We start from the raw sequence: 20,885 nt of genomic DNA on the forward strand, positions 1-20,885 counted from the left end.
ACCCACTGCTTATGTATTTCCGTGCCCTGCTACTTCCTTTACTCGTATTTGTATCTACGGCCAAGGCTCAAAAAATTTTCGCTCATAACGACTATGTTCAGCCGGTACCTTTCGCGACAGCCTACGAGCAACGCGCTGACTTTATCGAAGCCGACGTTTGGGTACAGAATGGCAAATTGGTTGTCGTCCACGACCAGCCTACAACTATCGCTCCTACGCTGGATTCCCTGTATATAAAGCCCATCGCCAAACTGTTCACGCAGTACGGCGATAAAGTAAGCCCCGACCGGGATTATACCTTTGGCCTGATGATCGACGTGAAGGACGATCCTGCTGTTGTATTGCCCAAACTAATCGAGCTTTTGCAGGAAAACCTGTCTTATTTTAACCGAACGGCAAACAGCAAGGCTATACAGGTTATCGTCAGTGGTAACCGCCCAAGAATCGACACCTACCTCGATTATCCTTTCCTGATTCAGTTCGATGGCCGGCCTAGTGAAGTATATGATCAGGAAACGTTGCAGCGTGTGGCGATGATTAGCGACAATTTTCAGTCGTATTCCCGCTGGAATGGTATCGGCGACATTCCTGATGTTGATCGCGAGAAACTTAAGCGCATCATCAAGCGAGCCCACAACGACAATAAACCAATACGTTTCTGGGGAGCGCCCGACACGCCCGATGCTTGGAAGAAACTAAAGAAGCTCGGCGTTGACGTGATCAGTACGGACAAAGTAGGCGAAGCGGTGAAGGAATTCCACTGAGCACATTACGACTTTATTTTTCATCCATAACACGACACAAAAGCCCGGCGTTTTCGTCGGGCTTTTCTTTTTACGTGCCTAGCTGTCAAGCAGTAAACATACTACCACTCTGTCTTATAGAGGTATCAACGTTCGTTGTCTTTCCTTAACCTTTTTCTTTCTCAATGGAAATTCCACAACTTAAGAAGGCTCCGCTCACTTACGATGTAGTCATTGTCGGTTCGGGTGCCGGGGGCGGTATGGCCGCTTATATGTTAGCCAAAGCCGGGGCTAAAGTCGTGTTGCTGGAAGCGGGTGGTTACTACGACCCCGCCGACCCCAAGTACATTACGCAATTGAAATGGCCCTGGGAATCGCCCCGGCGCGGGGCCAGTACGGCGGCTCGCTCCGGCGGTGATTTCGATGCGGCCTGGGGTGGCTGGGCCATTGACGGCGAACCTTACTCCGCAAAATCAGGCACGGAATTTCATTGGTTTCGCTCCCGAATGCTGGGCGGACGCACCAACCACTGGGGACGAATATCTATGCGCTTCGGCCCAGACGATTTTCGGCGTCGCTCGTTAACGGGCGTTGGCGATGACTGGCCTATCCGCTACGAAGACCTCAAGCCTTTCTACGACCGCGTGGACCGATTGATTGGCCTCTTTGGCTCAATCGAGAACTTACCGAATGAACCGGACGGAATCTTTTTACCTCCCCCCAAGCCACGTTTGCACGAGTTGATGGTTCGGAAAGGAGCACAGAGCATTGGGATTCCGGTTATTCCGTCGCGGCTAAGCATTTTGACAAAACCCATTAACAATGAGCGCGGTCAGTGCTTTTACTGTCATCAGTGTAATCGCGGCTGTCAGGCTTACGCCGATTTTTCGGCATCATCCGTACTTTGCATACCAGCCGTCAAGACCGGAAATGTAACGCTGATCAATGGAGCCATGGCGCGTGAAGTGCTCACCGATCCAGCCACAGGACTCGCTACGGGTGTAAGCTACGTAGATACCCGCACGTTGCAGGAAATAACCGTTCGGGCCAAAGCGGTTATGCTTGGGGCTAGTACCTGCGAATCAGCGCGGATTCTGTTGAATTCGAAATCCGCTCGCTTTCCGAATGGGTTGGCCAACAGCAGTGGCGTCGTGGGCAAATACCTGAACGATTCGACAGGGGCCAGCCGCTCCGGCTTTATCCCGGCCTTGATGGATCGCAAACGCTACAATGAAGATGGCGTGGGCGGTATGCACGTCTTTACGCCCTGGTGGCTCGACAACAAGAAACTGGATTTCCCGCGTGGCTATCACATCGAATACGGGGGCGGAATGGGTATGCCGGGTTACGGTTTCGGTGGCGGTATCGAAGCGCTCAACGGTATGATTCCCGGTCGCGATGGTAAACAAAAGCCAGGGGGCGGTTATGGCAAAGGGCTAAAGGACGATTACCGCCGATTCTACGGAGCTTATATCGGTATGTCCGGCCGCGGTGAGCCCGTCCCGCTCGAAAGTAACTACTGCGAGATCGATCCTGACAAAGTGGATAAATACGGTATTCCTGCCCTACGCTTCCATTACAAATGGTCTGATTACGAAGTTAAGCAGGCCAAGCACATGCAGGATACATTCGAAGAAATTATTCATGCAATGGGGGGCATTGCGCTAGGTCCAAAGCCTGGCCCTGATACGGCACACGGGTACGGACTGGCTGCTCCTGGTCGCATCATCCATGAAGTGGGTACCGTACGGATGGGGAGCGATCCACAAAAGTCAGCGCTGAATGGATATCAACAGGCACATGACGTAAAAAATCTATTTGTTGTCGATGCCGCTCCCTTTGTCTCGCAAGGGGACAAGAATGTTACCTGGACTATTCTCGCCAGTGCTATGCGCACGTCGGAGTATCTAATCGATCAGGTGAAAAAGCGAAATATCTAGTGAAGTCTGACCAATAGGAAGAGAGCGATGGGATTTTGGAAATAGAACCATAATTTTCGGCGCTCTCTTCCTATTTGATGCGTATTGCGTTTATATAGACCATAACTCTCAGAGTCAGCGCTATTTATTGAAAAATTTATTTGGTTATTTCTAACAGATTTTACTTACTTTGTAACACAAAGTACTTTCAATAGACATTTCTATACACTATTACAAACAAGCACTTTTACGACCATGCAGAACAAACGGCTTATTATCATCTTGCTCGCAGTAGCATTCTTGTTGCTTATACCCTTTGTTGCGATGCAGTTCACGGACGAAGTGAACTGGACTCTGTTCGATTTTGTCATCGCGGCTGTCCTGCTGTCGGGCACCGGTCTTCTATGCGAGCTTGTTATGAGAAAGGTTAGCAAAAGCGAATACCGGATTGCTGGCTGTATAGCTCTTTTGGCAGCACTCTTCCTTATCTGGATTGAGCTTGCGGTAGGCGTGTTTGAAACTCCATTTGGTGGTCACTGAAACGGTAAGCAAGGCAAAAGCAGCGGACCTTATGTCACCAGTCGCTCACCCGGTAAAGGTGTCAGTCCTGATAAGCTTAAAACAAAGAAGGCCGAACGTTTCCGCTCGGCCTTCTTTGTAAAACTATGTGGTGTTCTTATTCAACCACTGCTTCCGGCTTCTTAACCGTGATGGTAAGTACTTCACCTTCGCCGGGATAATCAGCCATGATTACATCACCTTCTTTCAATTCGCCTTTCAGAATTTCTTCTGCAACGGGATCTTCAAGGTAACGTTGAATCGCACGGCTTAGCGGACGAGCACCGTATTGTGGGTCATATCCTTTTTCTGATAAGAAATCTTTCGCTTTCTCGGTCAGCTGGACAGTGTAGCCAAGGTTGGTTACGCGTCCCAGGAGTTTACCCAGCATAAGATCGATGATGCGGTGAATGTCTTCACGTTGCAGTGAGTTAAACACAATCACATCGTCAAGACGGTTTAAGAACTCCGGTGAGAACGCTTTGCGCAGCGCGCTCTGGATCGTGTTCTTCATCAGCTCGTCTTGCGTTTCGGCAGACTTGCGTGTCGCGAAACCAATACCGGCTCCAAAATCTTTTAGATCACGAACCCCGATATTCGACGTCATGATGATGATCGTGTTCCGGAAATCAACCCGGCGGCCCAGACCGTCTGTCAGGATACCATCATCAAGCACTTGCAGCAGAATGTTGAACACATCTGGGTGCGCTTTTTCGATCTCATCCAACAATACAACGCTGTATGGTTTCCGACGAATCTTTTCGGTCAACTGACCACCTTCTTCGTAACCCACGTAGCCCGGAGGAGCTCCAACCAGTCGGCTGACGCTGAATTTCTCCATGTACTCCGACATATCGATCCGAACCAGCGCATCGTCTTTGTCGAAGAGATAGGTAGCCAGTACTTTCGCAAGCTCTGTCTTACCAACACCCGTTGGGCCAAGGAAGATAAACGAACCGATTGGTTTCTTTGGATCTTTCAGACCAACGCGCGTCCGCTGAATGGCTTTCACCAGTTTCTCGATAGCAGCGTTTTGTCCAATAACCCGACCTTTCAGCTCCTCGCCCATGTTGACGAGTTTCTTGCCTTCATCATTCGATACGCTCGTGACTGGGATACCCGTCATCATCGCAACGACTTCGGCAACGCTTTCCTCGTTTACCGTGTAGCGACGTTTCTTAGTATCTTCCTCCCATGCCTGCTTGGCACGGTCGAGTTGATCGATCAGGCGTTTTTCTTTATCGCGAAGCTGAGCAGCCTCTTCGTATTTCTGGCTCTTAACAACCTGGTTTTTCTCCTTCTTAATATTCTCAATCTGCTCTTCGAGCTTTAAAATATCTTCGGGAACCGTGATGTTTGAGATGTGTACGCGAGCACCGACTTCATCCAGCACGTCAATGGCTTTGTCGGGTAGGAACCGGTCCGAGATATACCGCTCCGATAACTTCACAGCAGCCTCAATCGCTTCGGGTGTGTAGTTAACGTGGTGGTGATCTTCGTATTTATCCTTGATGTTATTCAGGATTTCAATGGTTTCTTCGATTGACGTAGCATCGACCATGACCATCTGGAAACGACGGGCTAACGCACCATCTTTCTCGATGTACTGACGATACTCGTCAAGCGTGGTAGCACCAATACATTGAATGTCACCGCGCGCTAGTGCTGGTTTGAACATGTTCGAGGCATCGAGTGAACCCGACGCACCACCAGCTCCTACGATGGTATGCAACTCATCGATGAACAGGATTACTTCCGGCGACTTCTCCAGCTCGTTCATGACGGCTTTCATCCGCTCTTCGAACTGACCACGGTATTTCGTGCCAGCAACGAGCGATGCCAGATCGAGCGTTACGACGCGTTTGCCGAACAGTACCCGCGATACTTTTTTCTGCACAATGCGCAGAGCAAGTCCTTCGGCGATGGCCGTCTTACCGACGCCCGGCTCACCAATCAGGATCGGGTTATTTTTCTTCCGGCGGCTCAGGATTTGGGCCACACGCTCAATTTCTTTTTCACGACCAACAATCGGATCAAGTTTACCGACTTCAGCAAGTTTGGTCAGGTCACGGCCAAAGTTATCAAGAACAGGTGTTCTCGACTTCTCAGAACCCTTCGGATCTTTGCCCGAACTGGAACTACCGCCACCACCGAACATGCCCCGGTCATTGTCGTCATCGTCGGTTTCGGGGCCCATCACTGGACGGCTTCCCGAAGACTGATATTCGAGCATTTCTTTAATGACTTCGTAGTTAACGTTGAACTTATTCAGAATCTGCGTGGCGACATTGTCTTCATCGCGCAGAATCGATAGTAACAAATGCTCCGTTCCAATGAGCGGGCTTTTGAAAATCTTAGCTTCCAGGTACGTGATTTTCAGCGTTTTTTCCGACTGACGGGTCAGTGGAATATTCGCCAGGTTTTTCACATTGTTCGTAGCCGTTCCTTTCGTCGCCTGTTCAATAGTGACCCGGAGTTCGTCGAGCGAGATACCGAGTTTTTTCAGTAGCCCGACGGCCACACCCTCGCCCTCACGAATCATGCCTAACAGCAGATGTTCGGTGCCGATGTAGTCGTGGCCTAAGCGCAAGGCTTCCTCCCGACTTAGCGTGATAACTTCCTTGACGCGGTTTGAGAATTTTGCTTCCATTCGCTTGGGGTCTCCTTGGGTAAGCGTATACTGGCTTAACGAAGAGATTTAAGGATTTGTTCACTTCTGCCAGCGAGCCAGTTTTGCAATTATCGGTGAGTACGTTTTCAGGATAACTGCTATGTATATAACACCTGAAATCGATAAATCATTTCAAACTTAAAAACTCCGTCGCCAGCGGTCCCTGGCAAAATAATAGGTCTATTATGCTAAGGTTGGGTACAAAATCAAAGCCAAAGTTTTGTGCGTACGGCTTCGGCTTGTAGAATACATACGATTCAGGCCTGTTTCTCGGATTTATTAATGAGCGAGCGTCAAATAGGCCGACTTCCGGTACTTTCTCATAGCAATCTGTCAGGTTTAGGTCGACACGTTGCCTTACTAATTTCAGACAAATTGTCAGCAGTTCATAATTCAAATCAAACAGGAATGCCCAGTTTTTTTGGTACACTGGTTCAAACTCCGGCGCGTAGTAGTCAAAAAAAGGTGCTTTTCCGTAAGCCGATTTCAGGCATCGCCAGTGGTGCATTTGCCAGGGCTGACTCGTATCGATCCGAAGGTCCCGAACTGGATTGTGGTGCGTTCCTTGCTGCACCGGCACCGTCAGGGTGTCTACTTTATTTGCCGTCAGAACGTAGCAACGATTTCTGTAACTTTGCTTCTGGTAATGCTCATGAGCCTCAACCCGCACTCGCCGAAACTGCAATAACCCTGAGACATAATCTAAACAAGGCAAATAATGTAATTCAACGAGTAACTCGGTATGATCAGGCTGCGGTTGGTACTTTTCCAATAACTACAAACGTATCTGTTCACAAGTAAGGTAAAAAATCAATACCACCAACTGATTTTATAAATTTTTAATTTATTGGGTATCCCTGGCACAAAACCACAATTTTGTAGCTGAATATTCCGTCGATTACTGAATGATCTTTTTCCGTTTGCTGTCCAGACTACCGCTCAGGGTCCTCTATGGCTTATCTGACTTCTTGTACTTTCTATTGCTTTACGTAGTTCGCTACCGGCGTGATGTGGTACTGGAAAACCTTCGTTTGTCGTTTCCAGAAAAATCAGCCGCTGAAATACAGTCAATTGCCAAAGGATTTTACCGCAACTTAACTGACTTGATCGTTGAAACGATCAAGATGCCCGCGCTCTCCGCCGATGAACTGAGACGACGGGTCCATTTCTCAAATGCAGAGCTGGTCAAAGACCAGTTGAGTGCAGGTCAGGCAGTAATTGGCATGGCTTCGCACACCAGCAATTGGGAATGGATTCCATCCGCTTCCGTCTTGCAGGGCATGCCAACCGACAGTGTCTACAAAACGCTGAATAATCCTTTCTTTGAGAACTTGATGCGGTCGATACGCGCTAGTTTTGGCGCTGTTCCGGTACCAATGAATACCCTTCCCCGCCGGATGGTAGCCCAAAAGGACGTTCCGCGTATTGTCGCTCTGGTCGCCGATCAAGTGCCGGATATTCCTGAATACGCGCACTGGATCGATTTTCTCCACCGCGACACGCCTTTCTATCCGGGTACCGAACGACTGGCCCGTAGCCGAAATCTACCCGTTTTTTATACGGAGCTCCGCCGGGTTCGGCGTGGCTATTATGAAGTGACGTTTACCAACATCGGCCAGCCCCCCTACGATGCCTTGCCCTCGGGGGCTATCCTGGAGAAATACCGCGATTTGCTGGAAGAGACCATTCGAAAATACCCCTCCGACTGGCTCTGGTCACACAAGCGGTGGAAACACTGGCGGGGTAAATACGCGAAAGTCGGCGCGAAGATCTAGTAGCTTTTGAGAGGCAATGCCTACCTCACATTCGACAGGCAACCTCTAAGGTTAAGGTGTGGTATCAACGCTTTTACCTTTCATCTGGACGCTCTTTTTACGAGTCGACAGGCTATTTAAACCGAAACCGACACGCTCCCTCACTAAATCAATAAATAATTCTATCGATTAGGTAATAACCATTTTTTTTACTCCATCTTTATCCAAGTAGTTTATAATTTCTTTTATAATATCTCAACTTTCCTATGAAATTATTTTTACGAACGGGCAGATGGGTTGTTACCTCTGCGCTCACCATGCTATGCTTATCGTCGCTGAGCCAAGCGCAAAATCCTAAGCAAGTAGCTAAGGATGCCAAAGTGTCGCCTGATTTGTATACCATTATCAGCAACAACGGCAATCCAAATCAGGCACCCATTGATGGGTTGCAACGCCCCAATTTATTCAAAACAGCTGGCAACACGATCGCTATTGACGCGACAGCCAACTCCGAACAGGAAGGGGAAGCTTTATTACAAGCGTTGCAAGCCCTGGGGCTTCAGCGAGGATTGGCATACAAGCAAAAAGTATCGGGCTATTTGCCGATCGACAAGCTTACGGAGCTAAAGAAAATACCATCGCTAAAATTTGCCCGTCCTTCTTATAAACCTAAAAATCGGGTTGGATCGGTTACCTCACAGGGCGACGCAGCACTACGGGCGGATGTTGCCCGCTCAGCTTATGGTGTAACAGGCTCGGGGGTCAAAGTAGGAATCTTGTCTGATTCGTACAATGCGCTGGGTGGAGCAGCCGCTGGTGTAGCATCCGGCGATCTGCCTTCCGGTGTAGAAGTGCTTTCGGACCTCCCTACAGGTGAAGGAACTGACGAAGGGCGCGCCATGGCCGAATTGGTTCACGATATAGCCCCTGGCTCCCCCATTGCTTTCCATACGGCCTACAATACAGAGCTTGAGTTTGCGCAGGGTATTCGTAATCTGGCCAACATTGGCTGTAAAATTATTACGGATGATGTCGGGTATTTTGCTGAACCATTTTTTCAGGACGGCGTCGTTGCCCAGGCCGTTGATGATGTTGTTAACAACAAGGGAGTAACGTATTTTTCGTCGGCAGGCAACTCCGGTCGTTTCTCCTACCAGAACTCGTTCAAGCCTGTTTCTTTCAAAGATCCTCAGTACGATTCAAACACGTATACGGCTCACGATTTCGGCGGAGGTGACATCAAACAAAGTATCACGATTCCAGGGAGAGGGGGCACGGCCATCCTTAGTTTTCAATGGGATGATCCATTCTTCTCCGTTAGTGGCGGTGCAGGTGCCAAAACGGATATGGATGTCCTGGTTTATTACAACGGAGCCCTTCTGGCAAACTTGTCGGGAATTGACGCCAACGAAGGCAATGACCCGGTTGAAATCATCGGTGTACAAAATAATGGTAGCGCTGCGATTACCATTGAAATCGCTCTTGTTAAATACTCGGGGCCAGACCCAACGCTGGTTAAGTGGATAAATTTTGGTGATGATGTTGTTGTTGAACATGACACGAAAAGCTCGACAATTGCTGGCCACCCAAACGCTAGTCGTTGTATTGCCGTAGGTGCTGCTCCCTACTATAACACGCCGGCATTCAAGGGTGCTTTGACAACAGCTATCATCGAACCCTTTTCGTCCGCCGGTGGAACGCCCATTCTTTTCAACACCAACGGTACGCGCATTAGCTCAGTCACGCGCCAGAAACCCGAGATCACGTCTGTCGATGGTACGAATACCACGTTCTTTTATGCCGACTCAGGTAGTGACCCGGATTCCTTTCCAAACTTTTTCGGCACATCAGCCGCGGCCCCTCATGCCGCAGCAGTAGCTGCTCTGATGAAAGAAAAAGGAGGCAACAGTCTGTCCACCAATTCGATTCTTTCAGCGCTGGAGCAAACGGCACTGGATATGGACGATCCGGTAACAGCCGGCTTTGATTCGGGTTTTGACTTTGGAACCGGTTATGGCTTCATTCAGGCGGACAAAGCGATTCAGGCCATTAGTGCCACGTCATCGGATTTCGCTATCGTTGGTGTAACTAAAGTGACCTGCACCACGGTTTCGGCGGGACTGCGCACGTTGACATTCAATCCCCAATACGCAGGATTGAGCGGTCAGCCCATTTTGTTTTCCGTAGCGAATGAGTTGAGCCCTACGACAAATCCTGGTCCTTACACGCTTAATCTATACATCGACAATCCGGTAATTACACTCAAAGCAACGCAGGCAGGCTCCTCCGGTGAAGCAAGCTTTACCTACAACTGGCTCGACGCCTGTGGAACCAACACAATCCCATCGGGTTCTTTTTCAATTATCGGTGTAACGACGGTAACCTGCACAGCAGTAACCCCTAGTCAGCGCACGTTAACGTTCAATCCCCAATACGCGGGACTAAGTGGTCAGCCTGTGTCCTTTTCTGTGGTCAATGAGTTGCTACCAACAACCAACCCCGGTCCGTATACGCTAACGATCTATACCGATAATCCAGTAATTACGCTCAAAGCAACCCAAACGGGAACCGCCACAGAAGCAAGCTTTACCTATAACTGGCTGGCCGCTTGTGGATCAACCGGCGCACGTCTGGCCGCCGAAATGGGTTCTGGCTTACAGGTGGACGTATTAGGCAACCCCGTGGGCGAAACCGCCGACATCGAAATTAAAGGCGTTTCGGGGCAATCCGTACAACTCAACTTGATCGACGTTCAAGGAAATGTGTTGCAGCAGCGGACGATCGATCAGGCCAAATCCGTTGAACGGCTTAGCCTACCAGTGAATGGTCGGAAAGGATTGCTTTTCTTGCACGTTGGCACGGCTTCCGAACAAAAATCCGTTAAATTGATCAAACAGTAAGCCGAACAATTCGTCAAGTAAAAACGCAAATCCCGTCAGTGACCGAAACAATCGGTCACTGACGGGATTTGCGTTTCTCAAGGGATAAAGGCCCTTAGAGCGTATCTCGTTTAGCGGCCCGTCTGGCAGCCCGCTTTGCTTTTATTTCTTTTTCTTTCTGGTCGAGTTTGTCCCCTACCTTTTTCGTTTCTTCGCTGATTTCCTGACCAGCTACTTTCGTTTTTTCCTTTACTTCCTGACCAACTTCTGTGGCCGCATCGCCAACACGACGACCTGCGGTCTTCACGTCATCTTTCACCCGAGCTTTCCGTTCGGCCCGCTCCTGCTTACGCATTTCTTTGGTGCTCGCGGCTGTACTATCCTGGGCGTAGGCTCCGACAGTTACTATCAGAACCAGCGCGATAACACTTACTATCTTGGTTTTCATGTTCTATTTTTTTGTGTACATGATAGGTTGTACGTTCAGTTTACGGTTCAGCCATGTAGCTAAGCCCGCTAAACTTTATCAGCTTAATTCAACTCGCTTCGGGTTATAATGTTTATTAACGTTGTGTTAAACCAACTCATAGTCAGCGCAAAGAGTCTCAACAGATGAAATTTCAAAGGCGAACATTTATGCGAAACACAACGTTTTCAGGACAAACAGATAACAACGAAGAAGGACCTTTTTCCGTACCTTTGTTTACGACAACCATCTGTGTCAATCGGCTGTGCCGCTATTTGTATGCTTGATTCGCTGCTCACTCCTTCTATTTCGGCGGCAACGCCAGACTCACCAGTACTGTATACGCCTTCGCTGACGCAATACAACCGCCGGAAAACGATTACGGTCACCATTGGCGACGTACCGCTAGGCTCCGATTATCCGATTCGGGTTCAGTCCATGACCACCATTGACACGATGGACACGCTTGGCTCTGTGGAGCAGAGTATTCGCATGATCGAAGCCGGTTGTGAGTATATCCGCATTACGGCACCCAGCGTGAAAGAAGCGCAGAATCTAGAGAATATTCGGAAGGAATTACGGGCGCGTGGCTATACAACCCCTCTGGTAGCCGACATTCACTTCACACCCAATGCGGCTGAACTGGCAGCGCGCATCGTTGAGAAAGTTCGCATCAACCCTGGCAACTACGCCGACCGCAAGCGGTTCGAGTTTATCGATTACACCGATGCTGCCTATGCTGCTGAACTGGGCCGTATCCGGGAAAAATTTCTGCCGCTAGTCCGCATTTGTAAGGAGTACGGTACGGCGATGCGCATCGGCACGAACCACGGCTCCTTGTCCGACCGGATTCTGAGCCGCTATGGCGATACACCCGTGGGCATGGTTGAATCGGCACTGGAGTTCCTGCGCATTTGCGAGGACGAAAAGTATTATAACATCGTTTTGTCGATGAAGTCGAGCAATCCGCAGGTGATGGTGCAAGCGTACCGCCTGCTGGTGCAGCGACTGGCCGAAGAAGGCTTACAACCTTATCCGTTACACCTTGGCGTCACAGAAGCAGGTGAAGCCGAAGATGGGCGCATCAAGTCAGCACTGGGTATCGGCACACTCCTCGAAGATGGTATTGGCGACACAGTTCGCGTATCGCTGACCGAAGAGCCGGAGCGAGAAGCGCCCGTTGCACAGGCCCTGATTGATCGCTACATCAACCGGGCGGCTACTACGACGCCGATCCCGACCGTTACCAGCTACCCTATCAATCCGTTCCAATATACCCGCCGGACTACGCACGAGGTAGCTAATTTTGGCGGTCAGAACGTACCACGCGTCATTGCCGATTACAGTCAGATTCGGGTTACGGACCATGACGCGCTACAGCCAATCGGTCATTTTTATCTACCCGTACCCGACAAATGGCGCATGAATGACCTTGGTGCCGACTACATTTACACCGGTTCGCATCCGGCGCAGTTCATGTTGCCCAACGGCTTGAAGGAGATTCAGGACTTTGCGGTCTGGCAAACAAATGGAGATCAGGTTAACGCTTTCCCGTTATTAACCGCAGCGGAATACCTAACCGCTCAGTCGACCGCGCTTAAGCTTCATAACCGATTGAACATTATACGGGTAGTACTGGCTGATTTGTCGCATGAGCTGTTGAAAGCGCTCCGTTTGGATAAGACGGCGGTTCTGCTGATCGCAACGGAAAATGCCCACGCGATGGCTGAATTACGCCGGTTGGTCATCGAGTTGATCAATCCAGAACAGACCAGCGATTCGATAACGATACCCGTTGTCATCCAACGCAGCTATTCAGCAGTACCCGAAGAAGATGTGCCCTTATTTGCCGCTACCGACGTTGGTGGATTGCTGATTGATGGTCTGGGTGATGGCGTTATGCTTTCGCCGAACTCAGCCTCAGCGGACGAGCTAAAACGGCTTAACAATCTGGCCTTCGGTATCTTGCAGGCTGCCCGGACGCGTATTACCAAAACGGAATACATTTCGTGCCCTTCCTGTGGCCGAACGCTGTTTGACTTGCAGGAAACGACGGCACACATCCGTCAGCGCACGGACCATCTCAAAGGCGTCAAGATTGGCATTATGGGCTGTATCGTAAATGGTCCTGGTGAAATGGCCGATGCCGATTATGGTTATGTGGGGATTGGTCGCGATAAGATTGCGCTTTACCGGGGACAGCAGGTCATTAAAAAGTCAGTTCCTGCCGACCGGGCCGTTGACGAATTAATCGACCTTATTCGTGAAGATAATCGTTGGATTGAGCCTGAAAAAGTTGATTTGTAGTGACTCAACACGCTATAAATTTTGTTAGTTAACTAGGGCGGGCTATGTTTAAGTCATAAGCACTAGCAACTACAACCCGCCCATTACTCTTTATGAATCGCTTTCTCGATTACCTGAAAATTGGTCCTGTTTTTTCGTACTTTCTTCGCGTTTTCCGTAAGCCGGACCCAAACCATCCGACAAACGTGAACCTGCGCATGATGCACGGTATTAACCGGGTCTCTATTATCATGTTCTTGTTTGCCATTATTGTTTACACCGTTCGCCACTGCGTCCGATGAACATCGAAACCCTGCGTGATTACTGCCTGACAAAAGCGGGTGTTACCGAGTCGTTTCCCTTTGGCGAAACGACGCTGGTATTTAAGGTTGGCGGTAAAATATTTGCGCTTGCCGACATCGAAAGCCGCCCTACCACTGTCAACCTTAAGTGTGATCCTGAACGGGCGGTGCAACTGCGGGACGAATACTCGGCGGTTATGCCGGGCTATCACATGAACAAAACGCACTGGAACACCGTCCTGATTGATGGTAGCGTCCGGAGCAGCATGGTTCATGAGTGGATTGATCATTCCTACGAATTAGTCCGCAAGAGTTTACCCAAAGCCATTCGGGAGCAATTAAACTGACCCATCGGCTTGCCCCGACAGGGCTAAAAGTTGTAATTTCGCAAGGCTAGAAAACCAGACCTGTGTTATGGAAGTTGCGTTGATATGTCTGCTGTTTGTAGTGTATTTAACCATTCGCTACTACCTCGTTGATCACGACACACCAGCCGACAAAGATCGAAATCGATTTCGGAAAGGAATGGACATGATCAGTAATCGGAATATTACCGGCGCTCATTCTTATTTCGACGAAGCGGTTCGTCAGCACCCGAAATCGGCCATTGCCTACGCATATCGGGGAAAGTGCCAGCTCGTTCAGGAAAATTATTACTCCGCTATCTACGATCTTACGCAGGCGATCAACCGCGACAATACGTTGGCTGACTGCTATCTGGACCGGGGCATTGCTTATTACAAAACCGAGCAGTTCAACGACGCTTTCCGCGAGTTTGATAAAGCGGTCTGGCACTTCCGTGACGAGCAACCGGACGCTTACCGGTGGCGCGCTCTGGCCCGAATTCAGGTTCGGCAACTGCCGCAGGCCGAAAGTGATTTACGCCGGGCCGTTTCACTGGGCGACGAAAATTCATTTCACCTGCTGCTTCAACCGCCGTTTACCAAACCGGTAAGCGTTTAATAGATTAAAAGAGGCTTGGTGGGATGTGATGTCGGGTTTTGACATCACATCCCACCAAGCCTCTTTTAGTATGCAGAGACTATTTCAATTTAGCCATTTGCTCCACGTTCCGGCGGGTGTCCAGTCGGCTTGCCTGCGCCAGTTCCATCGATTTCTGAGCCGCTTTCTGCGCATCGGCACTCTTACCACCGCGTCGATAAGCTTCCGCTAATTCGAAATATAGATCAGCCTGTTCTTTCGGAGCAGGTTTCGCAGCAAGACCCTTATTGACCCACTTCACCACCGTTGGCGCATCCGTAGCATCGGGACTTGCCCGGTTGAAAAGCCGGGAGATGTAGATGTACTCAGGCGCTGATAGTTGGTTTGATGCGACCTGGCTGTCCATCCGCTCCACAGCCTTGCCCGTTTGCCGAGCGCGGAAATACGCATTGACTTCGGGCAGTAACGTGCGGTTAGCCGCCACTCTCGGATCAATACCGATCTTCGTTAGACCCTGACGTACCTCCAGAATCTTGGCTACTGGATACTGAGCCCCCCGCCCGCTGTATAAGGACGACATTAGAATGTTTTCGGCTACCTGCTGCGTTGGTTCGGCCCCGTACGCTTTCCGGTAGGTGTCCAGATGGCCCAGCATGTACTGAAACATAGGATTTTCGAAGTCCAGAACCAGTTTCTGCAACGCGAGCCAGTTGGTCTGGTTGGCATACGTAGCGGGAGACTGCTGACGAGCGTATTCATTCATGGCCGCGATATTTGCCACTGTATCTTTCGTAACGCGGCTATACATCGCATAGTCGATCAGGAAATTAGGAGCCCGTTCGCCTTGCTGATAGCGTGACTTCATAGCTTGACTACGACCCGATGGACTCAACGCGTTAGTGCCGTGCCGAATCACTTCATCCGTCGAGTTGTTACTCATTGCGAAATGAACCAGATTCTGTTGCGGATCGAAATACAGAAACAAAGGCAACGAGGGTACGAACAAATGGTGCTTATCCAGGAATGTTCGTGTCGAAGGTTGGCCTATGTCTAGTTTCGTGCTGAGAAACTTGTCGTTGTAATACTTTCCCACGCGGGCGTCGGCCAATGTAGGGACGAAGCTTTGGCAAACGTGACAGGTAGGCGAAAAAATCTCGACGAATACCGGTTTACCCGCTCGGCGAGCTTCCTGAAATACTTTTTCTACCGGCGTCTGCTTAAATTGAATTCCCTGCTTTTGATTTTGGGCAAGGGCAATCTGAGCGACGAAGAGTAGCAGAAGAATCTTTTTCATACATTAATGATCATTGCCAGGTAGGCTATAGCAAATTAACGACCAATTGGGTCGCTTCGGTGTCAGCTACTGCTGCTTTTGCTGCTCTTTAATTTCTTCTTCGAGACGCTTGCTCAGCACCCGACAGGTGTTTTCAATGTCAGTAGCCATCTGTTTGTCGCCCGTTGCATTGACCGCCGTATCAGCGATGCCGCTCATCATCTCAATCAGGAAGCGCTTCATGTCCACTACTTCCATTTCCTTTGTCCAAAGATCAATTTTCAGCGTGCTGTTGTGGTACTGATCCCAAAGTGCAATGGCAATGGCACGCGTATCGCTGAGACCCTCGTTTGGGTTATCGGTAGCTTCCCAGTAAATTTTCTCGGGAATATTCTGATTGTCTAACTCGACCGTAAAATGAATGTCTGATTTTTTCATAGACACAAATTTACGGAACGCAGTCGGGAATTGTATGGCCCAAATCGCCTACTTTCGTCCTAAAGCAAGCAACTTGTATGTATACTTTATACGCCATTCCAAATTGTGATACTGTCAAAAAAGCCCGCGTCTGGCTAGCCGAGCATGGTATCGAGTACCAATTTCACGATTATAAAAAACAGGGTATTGATCGAAAAACGATTGAACACTGGCTTACGCAAAAGTCATGGGAGGACCTGGTAAACCGCGCCGGAACAACCTGGAAGAAATTACCCGACGCCGAAAAGCCAGCCAACGCCGGTGACGCTATTACCCTGATGATCGACAAACCATCGGTGATTCGCCGGCCCCTGATTGAATCGAATGGTCAATTAATTTTGTTAGGCTTTAAAGCGGATCAATACGAAGAAGCATTCGTATAAAAGCAACGAAGCCATGCCAACAAGAACTCTGAATTCGCCGGAAGATGTTCGTTTTCTGGTCGATTCTTTTTACGAAAAAGTACAGGCTGATCCACTCATTGGCCCCGTCTTTACCGATGTAGCCCAGGTTGACTGGTCGAAACACCTACCCAAAATGTACGCCTTTTGGGAGAATTTGATTTTAGGAAACAACACCTACCACGGTCATCCGTTCCGCCCCCATCTGATCATCAACCAGCAGCATACGCTCACCATGGACCATTTCGAGCGTTGGTTATCGTTGTTTTCGGCCACGCTGACAGAGAACTTCACGGGCGAAACCGCCGAGCAGGTCCGACAGCGGGCTACCCAGATCGCGCTGGTCTGGAACAATAAGCTGGAGTATCTAAACAACGATTCCTACATGGGCTAAAACCACGTGAAGCCGCTAAGTTTCGTTTGGCGGGACTTAGCGGCTTCATATACCTTCGTAACAATTGGCTTTTACTGTTTGCTGAATACTCGCTTGAGCAGATCCGTGACCCGTGCCGCCGGATTTTCGCGAATTTTTGATTCTTCCTGCGCGACAAGAATAAATAAACCGTCAACCGCTTTGTTGGTAGCGTATTCCGTCAGGTTCGGATTCGCTTTTTGCACGAATGGCAGTTTGTTGTACGTATTGACGAGATCGCTGTAATAGCGCGTTGCGTTGTTTTTCTTTAGGGTGCTGTCAATAATGGGCGTAAACTGCATGACGAGTTGTTGTCCTGATGTACGGCGCAGGTATTGCGTAGCCGCGTCGTTTGACCCCCTCAAAATACCCACTGCATCCTGAATACTCATGGATGTGATCGCTTTGACGAACACGGGAGCAGCTTTTTTAGCGGCATCCTCAGCAGCTCGGTTCAACGATAACTCAAACTGATCAACCTGTTTGTTAAGACCAATCTGCCGAAGTTTCGTCGCTACTTTTTGCGCTTCGGGTGGAAAAGCAATCTTTAATAAAGGATTCTTAAAGTAACCATCTACCTGCGATGCCTGCGTGGAGCCATTCGTTACACCAATACGAAGTGCTTCTTTGAGCCCGGAAGCAATATCGCTGTTTGTCAACCCTCCCGCTGTTCCGGCAGAGGGCTGCGTAACAGCATCGAGAATCTTACCAAAAATGCCCCCACCGGATGACTTCTGACGGGTGGAGTCCTGAGCGAAGCTGGTTGTACTAAGCAGTGTCGCCAGCAATGTAGCGGTAAGCACACTTTTTTTCATCATTGATAAATTAGGTTGCGGTTTAATAACGGCCAACGCCCCTAAATCGTTTTTTCGTACTTTTGACCGCTGCCAGAAGCGAAGGTTTAATAACGAATCGCTTCAAACTTTATGACGACCTTCGGGTTGCATTTCTTATGACCAACACGATCCGTGCCGAAGTGATCACCATCGGCGACGAAATACTCTTCGGACAAATCACCGACACCAATACGGCCTGGCTGGGAACCGAACTAACCAATATCGGCATCCGCGTCGTTCGCAAATCGTCCGTTGGCGATCAGGCCAATGTCATTCTGGACGTTCTTCACGAAGCGCACCAACGCGCCGACGTGATTATCCTGACCGGAGGACTGGGACCGACTAAAGACGACATTACCAAGAAAACCTTGTGCACGTACTTTGGCGTAGGTATGGTGCGCAATGAAGAGGCCCTGGCGCTGGTAACGAGTTTCTTCGTCAAGCGAGGCCGCGAAATGACAGACCTCAACCGGGGCCAGGCGGACCTACCAGCCAACGCTGTTTATATGCAGAATGACTGGGGTACGGCTCCCGGTATGTGGTTCGAACACGAAGGCCGGGTATACGTTTCGTTGCCGGGGGTTCCGTTCGAGATGAAACATTTGATGACGAATCGAATCCTTCCCAAATTACGCGGGCATTTCAACACGCCGGTGATCAAGCACAAAATGATTCGGACGGTTGGCATTGGCGAATCATTCTTGGCGGAACGCATTGAAGCCTGGGAAGACGCACTGCCCGACCCGATCAAACTGGCGTACCTGCCCAGCTTTGGCGGTGTTAAATTACGGCTGACCACGACGGGTAACGACGAAGCACTACTCGACCAGCAATTGGCCGAACAAGTAGAAAAAGTACTTCCATTGATCGAAAAGAACGTATTTGGCTTCGATAATGACGAACTTGAAACGGTCGTTGGCCGGCTATTAAGCGAGAAAGGTCTTACACTTAGCATTGCAGAAAGCTGTACCGGTGGCTATGTATCGTCCCAGATCACGAAAATACCCGGCTCGTCGGCGTACTTCTGGGGAAGCGTTGTCAGCTACAGCAACATCGTCAAGGTGAACCAGTTGGGCGTTACTCCTGAAACGCTGGATCAGTTCGGCGCGGTCAGTGAGGAAACGGTTCGGCGGATGGCCGAAGGTGTCCGTAAAGCGTTAGGAACCAATGTCGGCATTGCCACCAGCGGAATCGCCGGGCCTGACGGTGGAACACCTGACAAACCCGTCGGCACGATCTGGATCGCCTGCTCGACCGAAGAACGCACCGCTGCCCGGTTGCTCAAGCTCGGTCAGTACCGCGATCAAAATATTCAATTGACCTCCACGTATGTGCTTAATATGCTGCGGGAAGAATTATTGACGCTGTAAAACAGAAAGTAGGACGAGCCTGGTGAATGCGCTGCGTTTGGGAATTTCCCTTCCCCGTTTTTCGCTGCCAGCTCCTACCCTCTAACTCCTATAAACATGGCACTAATTGACATGGTAATGCCCAAAATGGGCGAAAGTATAATGGAGTGTACGGTTATTGGGTGGCTTAAACAGCCAGGCGACCGTATTGACGCCGACGAATCCGTGCTGGAAGTAGCCACGGATAAGGTGGACACCGAAGTACCAGCACCCGAAAATGGAATTCTGAAAGAACTACTTGTTAAAGACGGCGACGTGGTAGCCGTTGGTGCGCCGATTGCCCGTATTGAAACCGACATTGAGGAAAACCAGCTGTCAGCGGAGGGTACTCCTTCACTTCCACCGAATCAAACGCCTGAAGGGATCGGTGATGTAGCCAACGTTCCCGACGATATTGAAAACAACGATCAGTCCGAGGTATCGGAATCTGCGCGGGAGCTAGAAACCAGTATCGCGGCCATGAGCAGCCGCCCCGCCACTGACAAAGCGGTTGCCGCTTCGGCCACGGCGTTGGCGGGCACGCAGACGGCATTTCCTGACCGTTTCTACTCCCCGCTGGTACTAAACATTGCCAAGGAAGAAGGTGTTTCGCGCGATGAACTCGACCGGATTCCCGGTTCAGGTCTCGAAAACCGGGTTACGAAAAAGGATATTCTGGCTTATGTAATCGACCGGGCTGAAGGTAGAGTGTCGCAACCAGCTCCGGCTGCTCAGCCCGCCAAGCCACAACCAGAAGCGCCGAAACCCCAACCCGCTGCATCAGGATCAGCAACGCCTATCAACGGTAATGCGCATGGCTCCGTTAATGGCCAGAACGACATTATCCAGATGGATCGGATGCGTAAAATGATCGCTCAGCGGATGGTGGAATCAAAGCAGATTTCTCCCCACGTTAGTTCGTTCGTTGAGGCCGACCTTACCCCCGTTGTTGAATGGCGGAACCGCGTAAAAGATCAGTTCAAGCAGCAGTACGGTGAAAACCTGACCTATACCCCTATCCTGGTCGAAGCGATTGTCAAAGCGATCAAGGACTTTCCGATGATCAATGTTTCGGTGGAAGGGGATACGATCCTCGTCAAAAAGCCGGTCAACGTTGGTATGGCGGTGGCACTACCTAACGGAAATCTGATTGTACCGGTCATTCACGATGCGGAACAGTATAACCTGGTGGGATTAACCAAGAAAGTAAATGATCTGACCAAACGCGCCCGCGAGAATAAACTAACCGCCGACGATCTGGCCGGAGGAACCTACACCATCTCAAACATCGGTACATTCGGCAACCTCATGGGAACGCCGATCATCGTGCAGCCGCAGGTAGCCATCATGGCTTTCGGAGCTATCGTGAAAAAACCCGCTGTGATCGAAACACCCCAGGGCGATTTTATTGGTATTCGGCAGCTGATGTTCCTATCGCACTCGTACGATCACCGGGTCGTCGATGGGTCCTTGGGCGGACAGTTCGTTCGGCGCGTGGCCGATTACCTGGAACAATTTGACGTAAACCGTAAACTCTAATCAGCGATTATAGCCAACCGCCCATGCGGTTCACTACGA

General features: G+C 49.9%; 19 protein-coding genes. 13 read left to right on the top strand and 6 right to left on the bottom strand.

What is annotated here, in order from left to right; translation table 11 throughout:
* Positions 1-11 precede the first annotated feature (11 nt).
* The 3 genes from LQ777_RS14710 (at position 12) to LQ777_RS14720 (ending at position 3,202) form a co-directional block, all read left to right on the top strand.
* Positions 12-764, top strand: coding sequence for a phosphatidylinositol-specific phospholipase C/glycerophosphodiester phosphodiesterase family protein (locus LQ777_RS14710; protein ID WP_232558683.1), 753 nt, complete (start codon positions 12-14; stop codon positions 762-764).
* A 164-nt stretch (positions 765-928) separates the two neighbouring features.
* Complete coding sequence (locus LQ777_RS14715) at positions 929-2,683, top strand: GMC oxidoreductase (protein ID WP_232558684.1); 1,755 nt, start codon at positions 929-931, stop codon at positions 2,681-2,683.
* 234 nt (positions 2,684-2,917) lie between these two features.
* Entirely contained in the window at positions 2,918-3,202 is a 285-nt protein-coding gene (locus LQ777_RS14720; protein WP_232558685.1) for a hypothetical protein, read from the top strand.
* 136 nt (positions 3,203-3,338) lie between these two features.
* Here the strand turns inward: LQ777_RS14720 and LQ777_RS14725 are convergent, their stop codons facing one another.
* Both LQ777_RS14725 and LQ777_RS14730 read right to left on the bottom strand, forming a co-directional pair.
* Positions 3,339-5,870, bottom strand: coding sequence for an ATP-dependent Clp protease ATP-binding subunit (locus LQ777_RS14725; RefSeq protein WP_232558686.1), 2,532 nt, complete (start codon positions 5,868-5,870; stop codon positions 3,339-3,341).
* A 148-nt stretch (positions 5,871-6,018) separates the two neighbouring features.
* Complete coding sequence (locus tag LQ777_RS14730; RefSeq protein WP_232558687.1) at positions 6,019-6,663, bottom strand: WbqC family protein; 645 nt, start codon at positions 6,661-6,663, stop codon at positions 6,019-6,021.
* Positions 6,664-6,796: 133 nt separating this feature from the next.
* Between LQ777_RS14730 and LQ777_RS14735 the strand changes: the two genes are divergently transcribed.
* Positions 6,797-7,666, top strand: coding sequence for a lysophospholipid acyltransferase family protein (locus LQ777_RS14735; protein ID WP_232558688.1), 870 nt, complete (start codon positions 6,797-6,799; stop codon positions 7,664-7,666).
* A 245-nt stretch (positions 7,667-7,911) separates the two neighbouring features.
* Positions 7,912-10,545 carry a S8 family peptidase gene (locus LQ777_RS14740; RefSeq protein WP_232558689.1) on the top strand — a complete coding sequence of 878 codons (2,634 nt, stop codon included), beginning with the start codon at positions 7,912-7,914 and terminating at the stop codon, positions 10,543-10,545.
* 94 nt (positions 10,546-10,639) lie between these two features.
* Here the strand turns inward: LQ777_RS14740 and LQ777_RS14745 are convergent, their stop codons facing one another.
* Positions 10,640-10,972, bottom strand: coding sequence for a hypothetical protein (locus LQ777_RS14745; RefSeq protein WP_232558690.1), 333 nt, complete (start codon positions 10,970-10,972; stop codon positions 10,640-10,642).
* A 297-nt stretch (positions 10,973-11,269) separates the two neighbouring features.
* On the opposite strand from LQ777_RS14745, the gene ispG reads away from it, so the two are divergent.
* From ispG to LQ777_RS14765, 4 genes are all read left to right on the top strand, one after another.
* Complete coding sequence (ispG, locus tag LQ777_RS14750) at positions 11,270-13,297, top strand: (E)-4-hydroxy-3-methylbut-2-enyl-diphosphate synthase (RefSeq protein WP_232558691.1); 2,028 nt, start codon at positions 11,270-11,272, stop codon at positions 13,295-13,297.
* A gap of 92 nt (positions 13,298-13,389) precedes the next feature.
* Complete coding sequence (locus LQ777_RS14755; protein ID WP_232558692.1) at positions 13,390-13,578, top strand: DUF6728 family protein; 189 nt, start codon at positions 13,390-13,392, stop codon at positions 13,576-13,578.
* Positions 13,575-13,925 carry an MmcQ/YjbR family DNA-binding protein gene (locus LQ777_RS14760; RefSeq protein WP_232558693.1) on the top strand — a complete coding sequence of 117 codons (351 nt, stop codon included), beginning with the start codon at positions 13,575-13,577 and terminating at the stop codon, positions 13,923-13,925. Before LQ777_RS14755 ends, LQ777_RS14760 begins: the two co-directional genes overlap by 4 nt.
* A 67-nt stretch (positions 13,926-13,992) precedes the next feature.
* Positions 13,993-14,541, top strand: coding sequence for a tetratricopeptide repeat protein (locus LQ777_RS14765; RefSeq protein WP_232558694.1), 549 nt, complete (start codon positions 13,993-13,995; stop codon positions 14,539-14,541).
* 79 nt (positions 14,542-14,620) lie between these two features.
* On the opposite strand, the gene LQ777_RS14770 is transcribed toward LQ777_RS14765, so the two are convergent.
* Together LQ777_RS14770 and gldC are read right to left on the bottom strand one after the other, a co-directional pair.
* Positions 14,621-15,814, bottom strand: a complete 1,194-nt coding sequence (locus tag LQ777_RS14770; protein ID WP_232558695.1) for a thioredoxin family protein — start codon at positions 15,812-15,814, stop codon at positions 14,621-14,623.
* 66 nt (positions 15,815-15,880) lie between these two features.
* A complete protein-coding gene (gldC, locus tag LQ777_RS14775; RefSeq protein WP_232558696.1) occupies positions 15,881-16,231 on the bottom strand; it encodes a gliding motility protein GldC in 351 nt (116 codons plus the stop codon).
* Between the two features lie 77 nt (positions 16,232-16,308).
* Between gldC and LQ777_RS14780 the strand changes: the two genes are divergently transcribed.
* Both LQ777_RS14780 and LQ777_RS14785 read left to right on the top strand, forming a co-directional pair.
* Positions 16,309-16,653, top strand: a complete 345-nt coding sequence (locus tag LQ777_RS14780; protein ID WP_232558697.1) for an ArsC family reductase — start codon at positions 16,309-16,311, stop codon at positions 16,651-16,653.
* Positions 16,654-16,666: 13 nt separating this feature from the next.
* The gene (locus LQ777_RS14785; RefSeq protein ID WP_232558698.1) at positions 16,667-17,065 is read left to right on the top strand and encodes a group III truncated hemoglobin; all 399 of its coding nucleotides are present in this window, start codon (positions 16,667-16,669) and stop codon (positions 17,063-17,065) included.
* 71 nt (positions 17,066-17,136) lie between these two features.
* On the opposite strand, the gene LQ777_RS14790 is transcribed toward LQ777_RS14785, so the two are convergent.
* The gene (locus LQ777_RS14790) at positions 17,137-17,901 is read right to left on the bottom strand and encodes a DUF4197 domain-containing protein (protein ID WP_232558699.1); all 765 of its coding nucleotides are present in this window, start codon (positions 17,899-17,901) and stop codon (positions 17,137-17,139) included.
* A 134-nt stretch (positions 17,902-18,035) separates the two neighbouring features.
* Between LQ777_RS14790 and LQ777_RS14795 the strand changes: the two genes are divergently transcribed.
* Positions 18,036-19,289 carry a competence/damage-inducible protein A gene (locus LQ777_RS14795; RefSeq protein WP_232558700.1) on the top strand — a complete coding sequence of 418 codons (1,254 nt, stop codon included), beginning with the start codon at positions 18,036-18,038 and terminating at the stop codon, positions 19,287-19,289.
* A 96-nt stretch (positions 19,290-19,385) separates the two neighbouring features.
* A complete protein-coding gene (locus tag LQ777_RS14800; protein WP_232558701.1) occupies positions 19,386-20,846 on the top strand; it encodes a dihydrolipoamide acetyltransferase family protein in 1,461 nt (486 codons plus the stop codon).
* Positions 20,847-20,885: the final 39 nt, after the last annotated feature.

Source organism: Spirosoma oryzicola (assembly GCF_021233055.1).
Lineage (GTDB): Bacteria > Bacteroidota > Bacteroidia > Cytophagales > Spirosomataceae > Spirosoma > Spirosoma oryzicola.

Bases quoted from the DNA above. Each gene is read 5' to 3' on its own strand.
- LQ777_RS14710 (WP_232558683.1), top strand. From the start codon at position 12: ATGTATTTCCGTGCCCTGCTACTTCCTTTACTCGTATTTGTATCTACG.
- LQ777_RS14715 (WP_232558684.1), top strand. From the start codon at position 929: ATGGAAATTCCACAACTTAAGAAGGCTCCGCTCACTTACGATGTAGTC.
- LQ777_RS14720 (WP_232558685.1), top strand. From the start codon at position 2,918: ATGCAGAACAAACGGCTTATTATCATCTTGCTCGCAGTAGCATTCTTG.
- LQ777_RS14725 (WP_232558686.1), bottom strand. From the start codon at position 5,870: ATGGAAGCAAAATTCTCAAACCGCGTCAAGGAAGTTATCACGCTAAGT.
- LQ777_RS14735 (WP_232558688.1), top strand. From the start codon at position 6,797: ATGATCTTTTTCCGTTTGCTGTCCAGACTACCGCTCAGGGTCCTCTAT.
- LQ777_RS14740 (WP_232558689.1), top strand. From the start codon at position 7,912: ATGAAATTATTTTTACGAACGGGCAGATGGGTTGTTACCTCTGCGCTC.
- LQ777_RS14745 (WP_232558690.1), bottom strand. From the start codon at position 10,972: ATGAAAACCAAGATAGTAAGTGTTATCGCGCTGGTTCTGATAGTAACT.
- ispG (WP_232558691.1), top strand. From the start codon at position 11,270: ATGCTTGATTCGCTGCTCACTCCTTCTATTTCGGCGGCAACGCCAGAC.
- LQ777_RS14755 (WP_232558692.1), top strand. From the start codon at position 13,390: ATGAATCGCTTTCTCGATTACCTGAAAATTGGTCCTGTTTTTTCGTAC.
- LQ777_RS14760 (WP_232558693.1), top strand. From the start codon at position 13,575: ATGAACATCGAAACCCTGCGTGATTACTGCCTGACAAAAGCGGGTGTT.
- LQ777_RS14765 (WP_232558694.1), top strand. From the start codon at position 13,993: ATGGAAGTTGCGTTGATATGTCTGCTGTTTGTAGTGTATTTAACCATT.
- LQ777_RS14770 (WP_232558695.1), bottom strand. From the start codon at position 15,814: ATGAAAAAGATTCTTCTGCTACTCTTCGTCGCTCAGATTGCCCTTGCC.
- gldC (WP_232558696.1), bottom strand. From the start codon at position 16,231: ATGAAAAAATCAGACATTCATTTTACGGTCGAGTTAGACAATCAGAAT.
- LQ777_RS14780 (WP_232558697.1), top strand. From the start codon at position 16,309: ATGTATACTTTATACGCCATTCCAAATTGTGATACTGTCAAAAAAGCC.
- LQ777_RS14785 (WP_232558698.1), top strand. From the start codon at position 16,667: ATGCCAACAAGAACTCTGAATTCGCCGGAAGATGTTCGTTTTCTGGTC.
- LQ777_RS14790 (WP_232558699.1), bottom strand. From the start codon at position 17,901: ATGATGAAAAAAAGTGTGCTTACCGCTACATTGCTGGCGACACTGCTT.
- LQ777_RS14795 (WP_232558700.1), top strand. From the start codon at position 18,036: ATGACCAACACGATCCGTGCCGAAGTGATCACCATCGGCGACGAAATA.
- LQ777_RS14800 (WP_232558701.1), top strand. From the start codon at position 19,386: ATGGCACTAATTGACATGGTAATGCCCAAAATGGGCGAAAGTATAATG.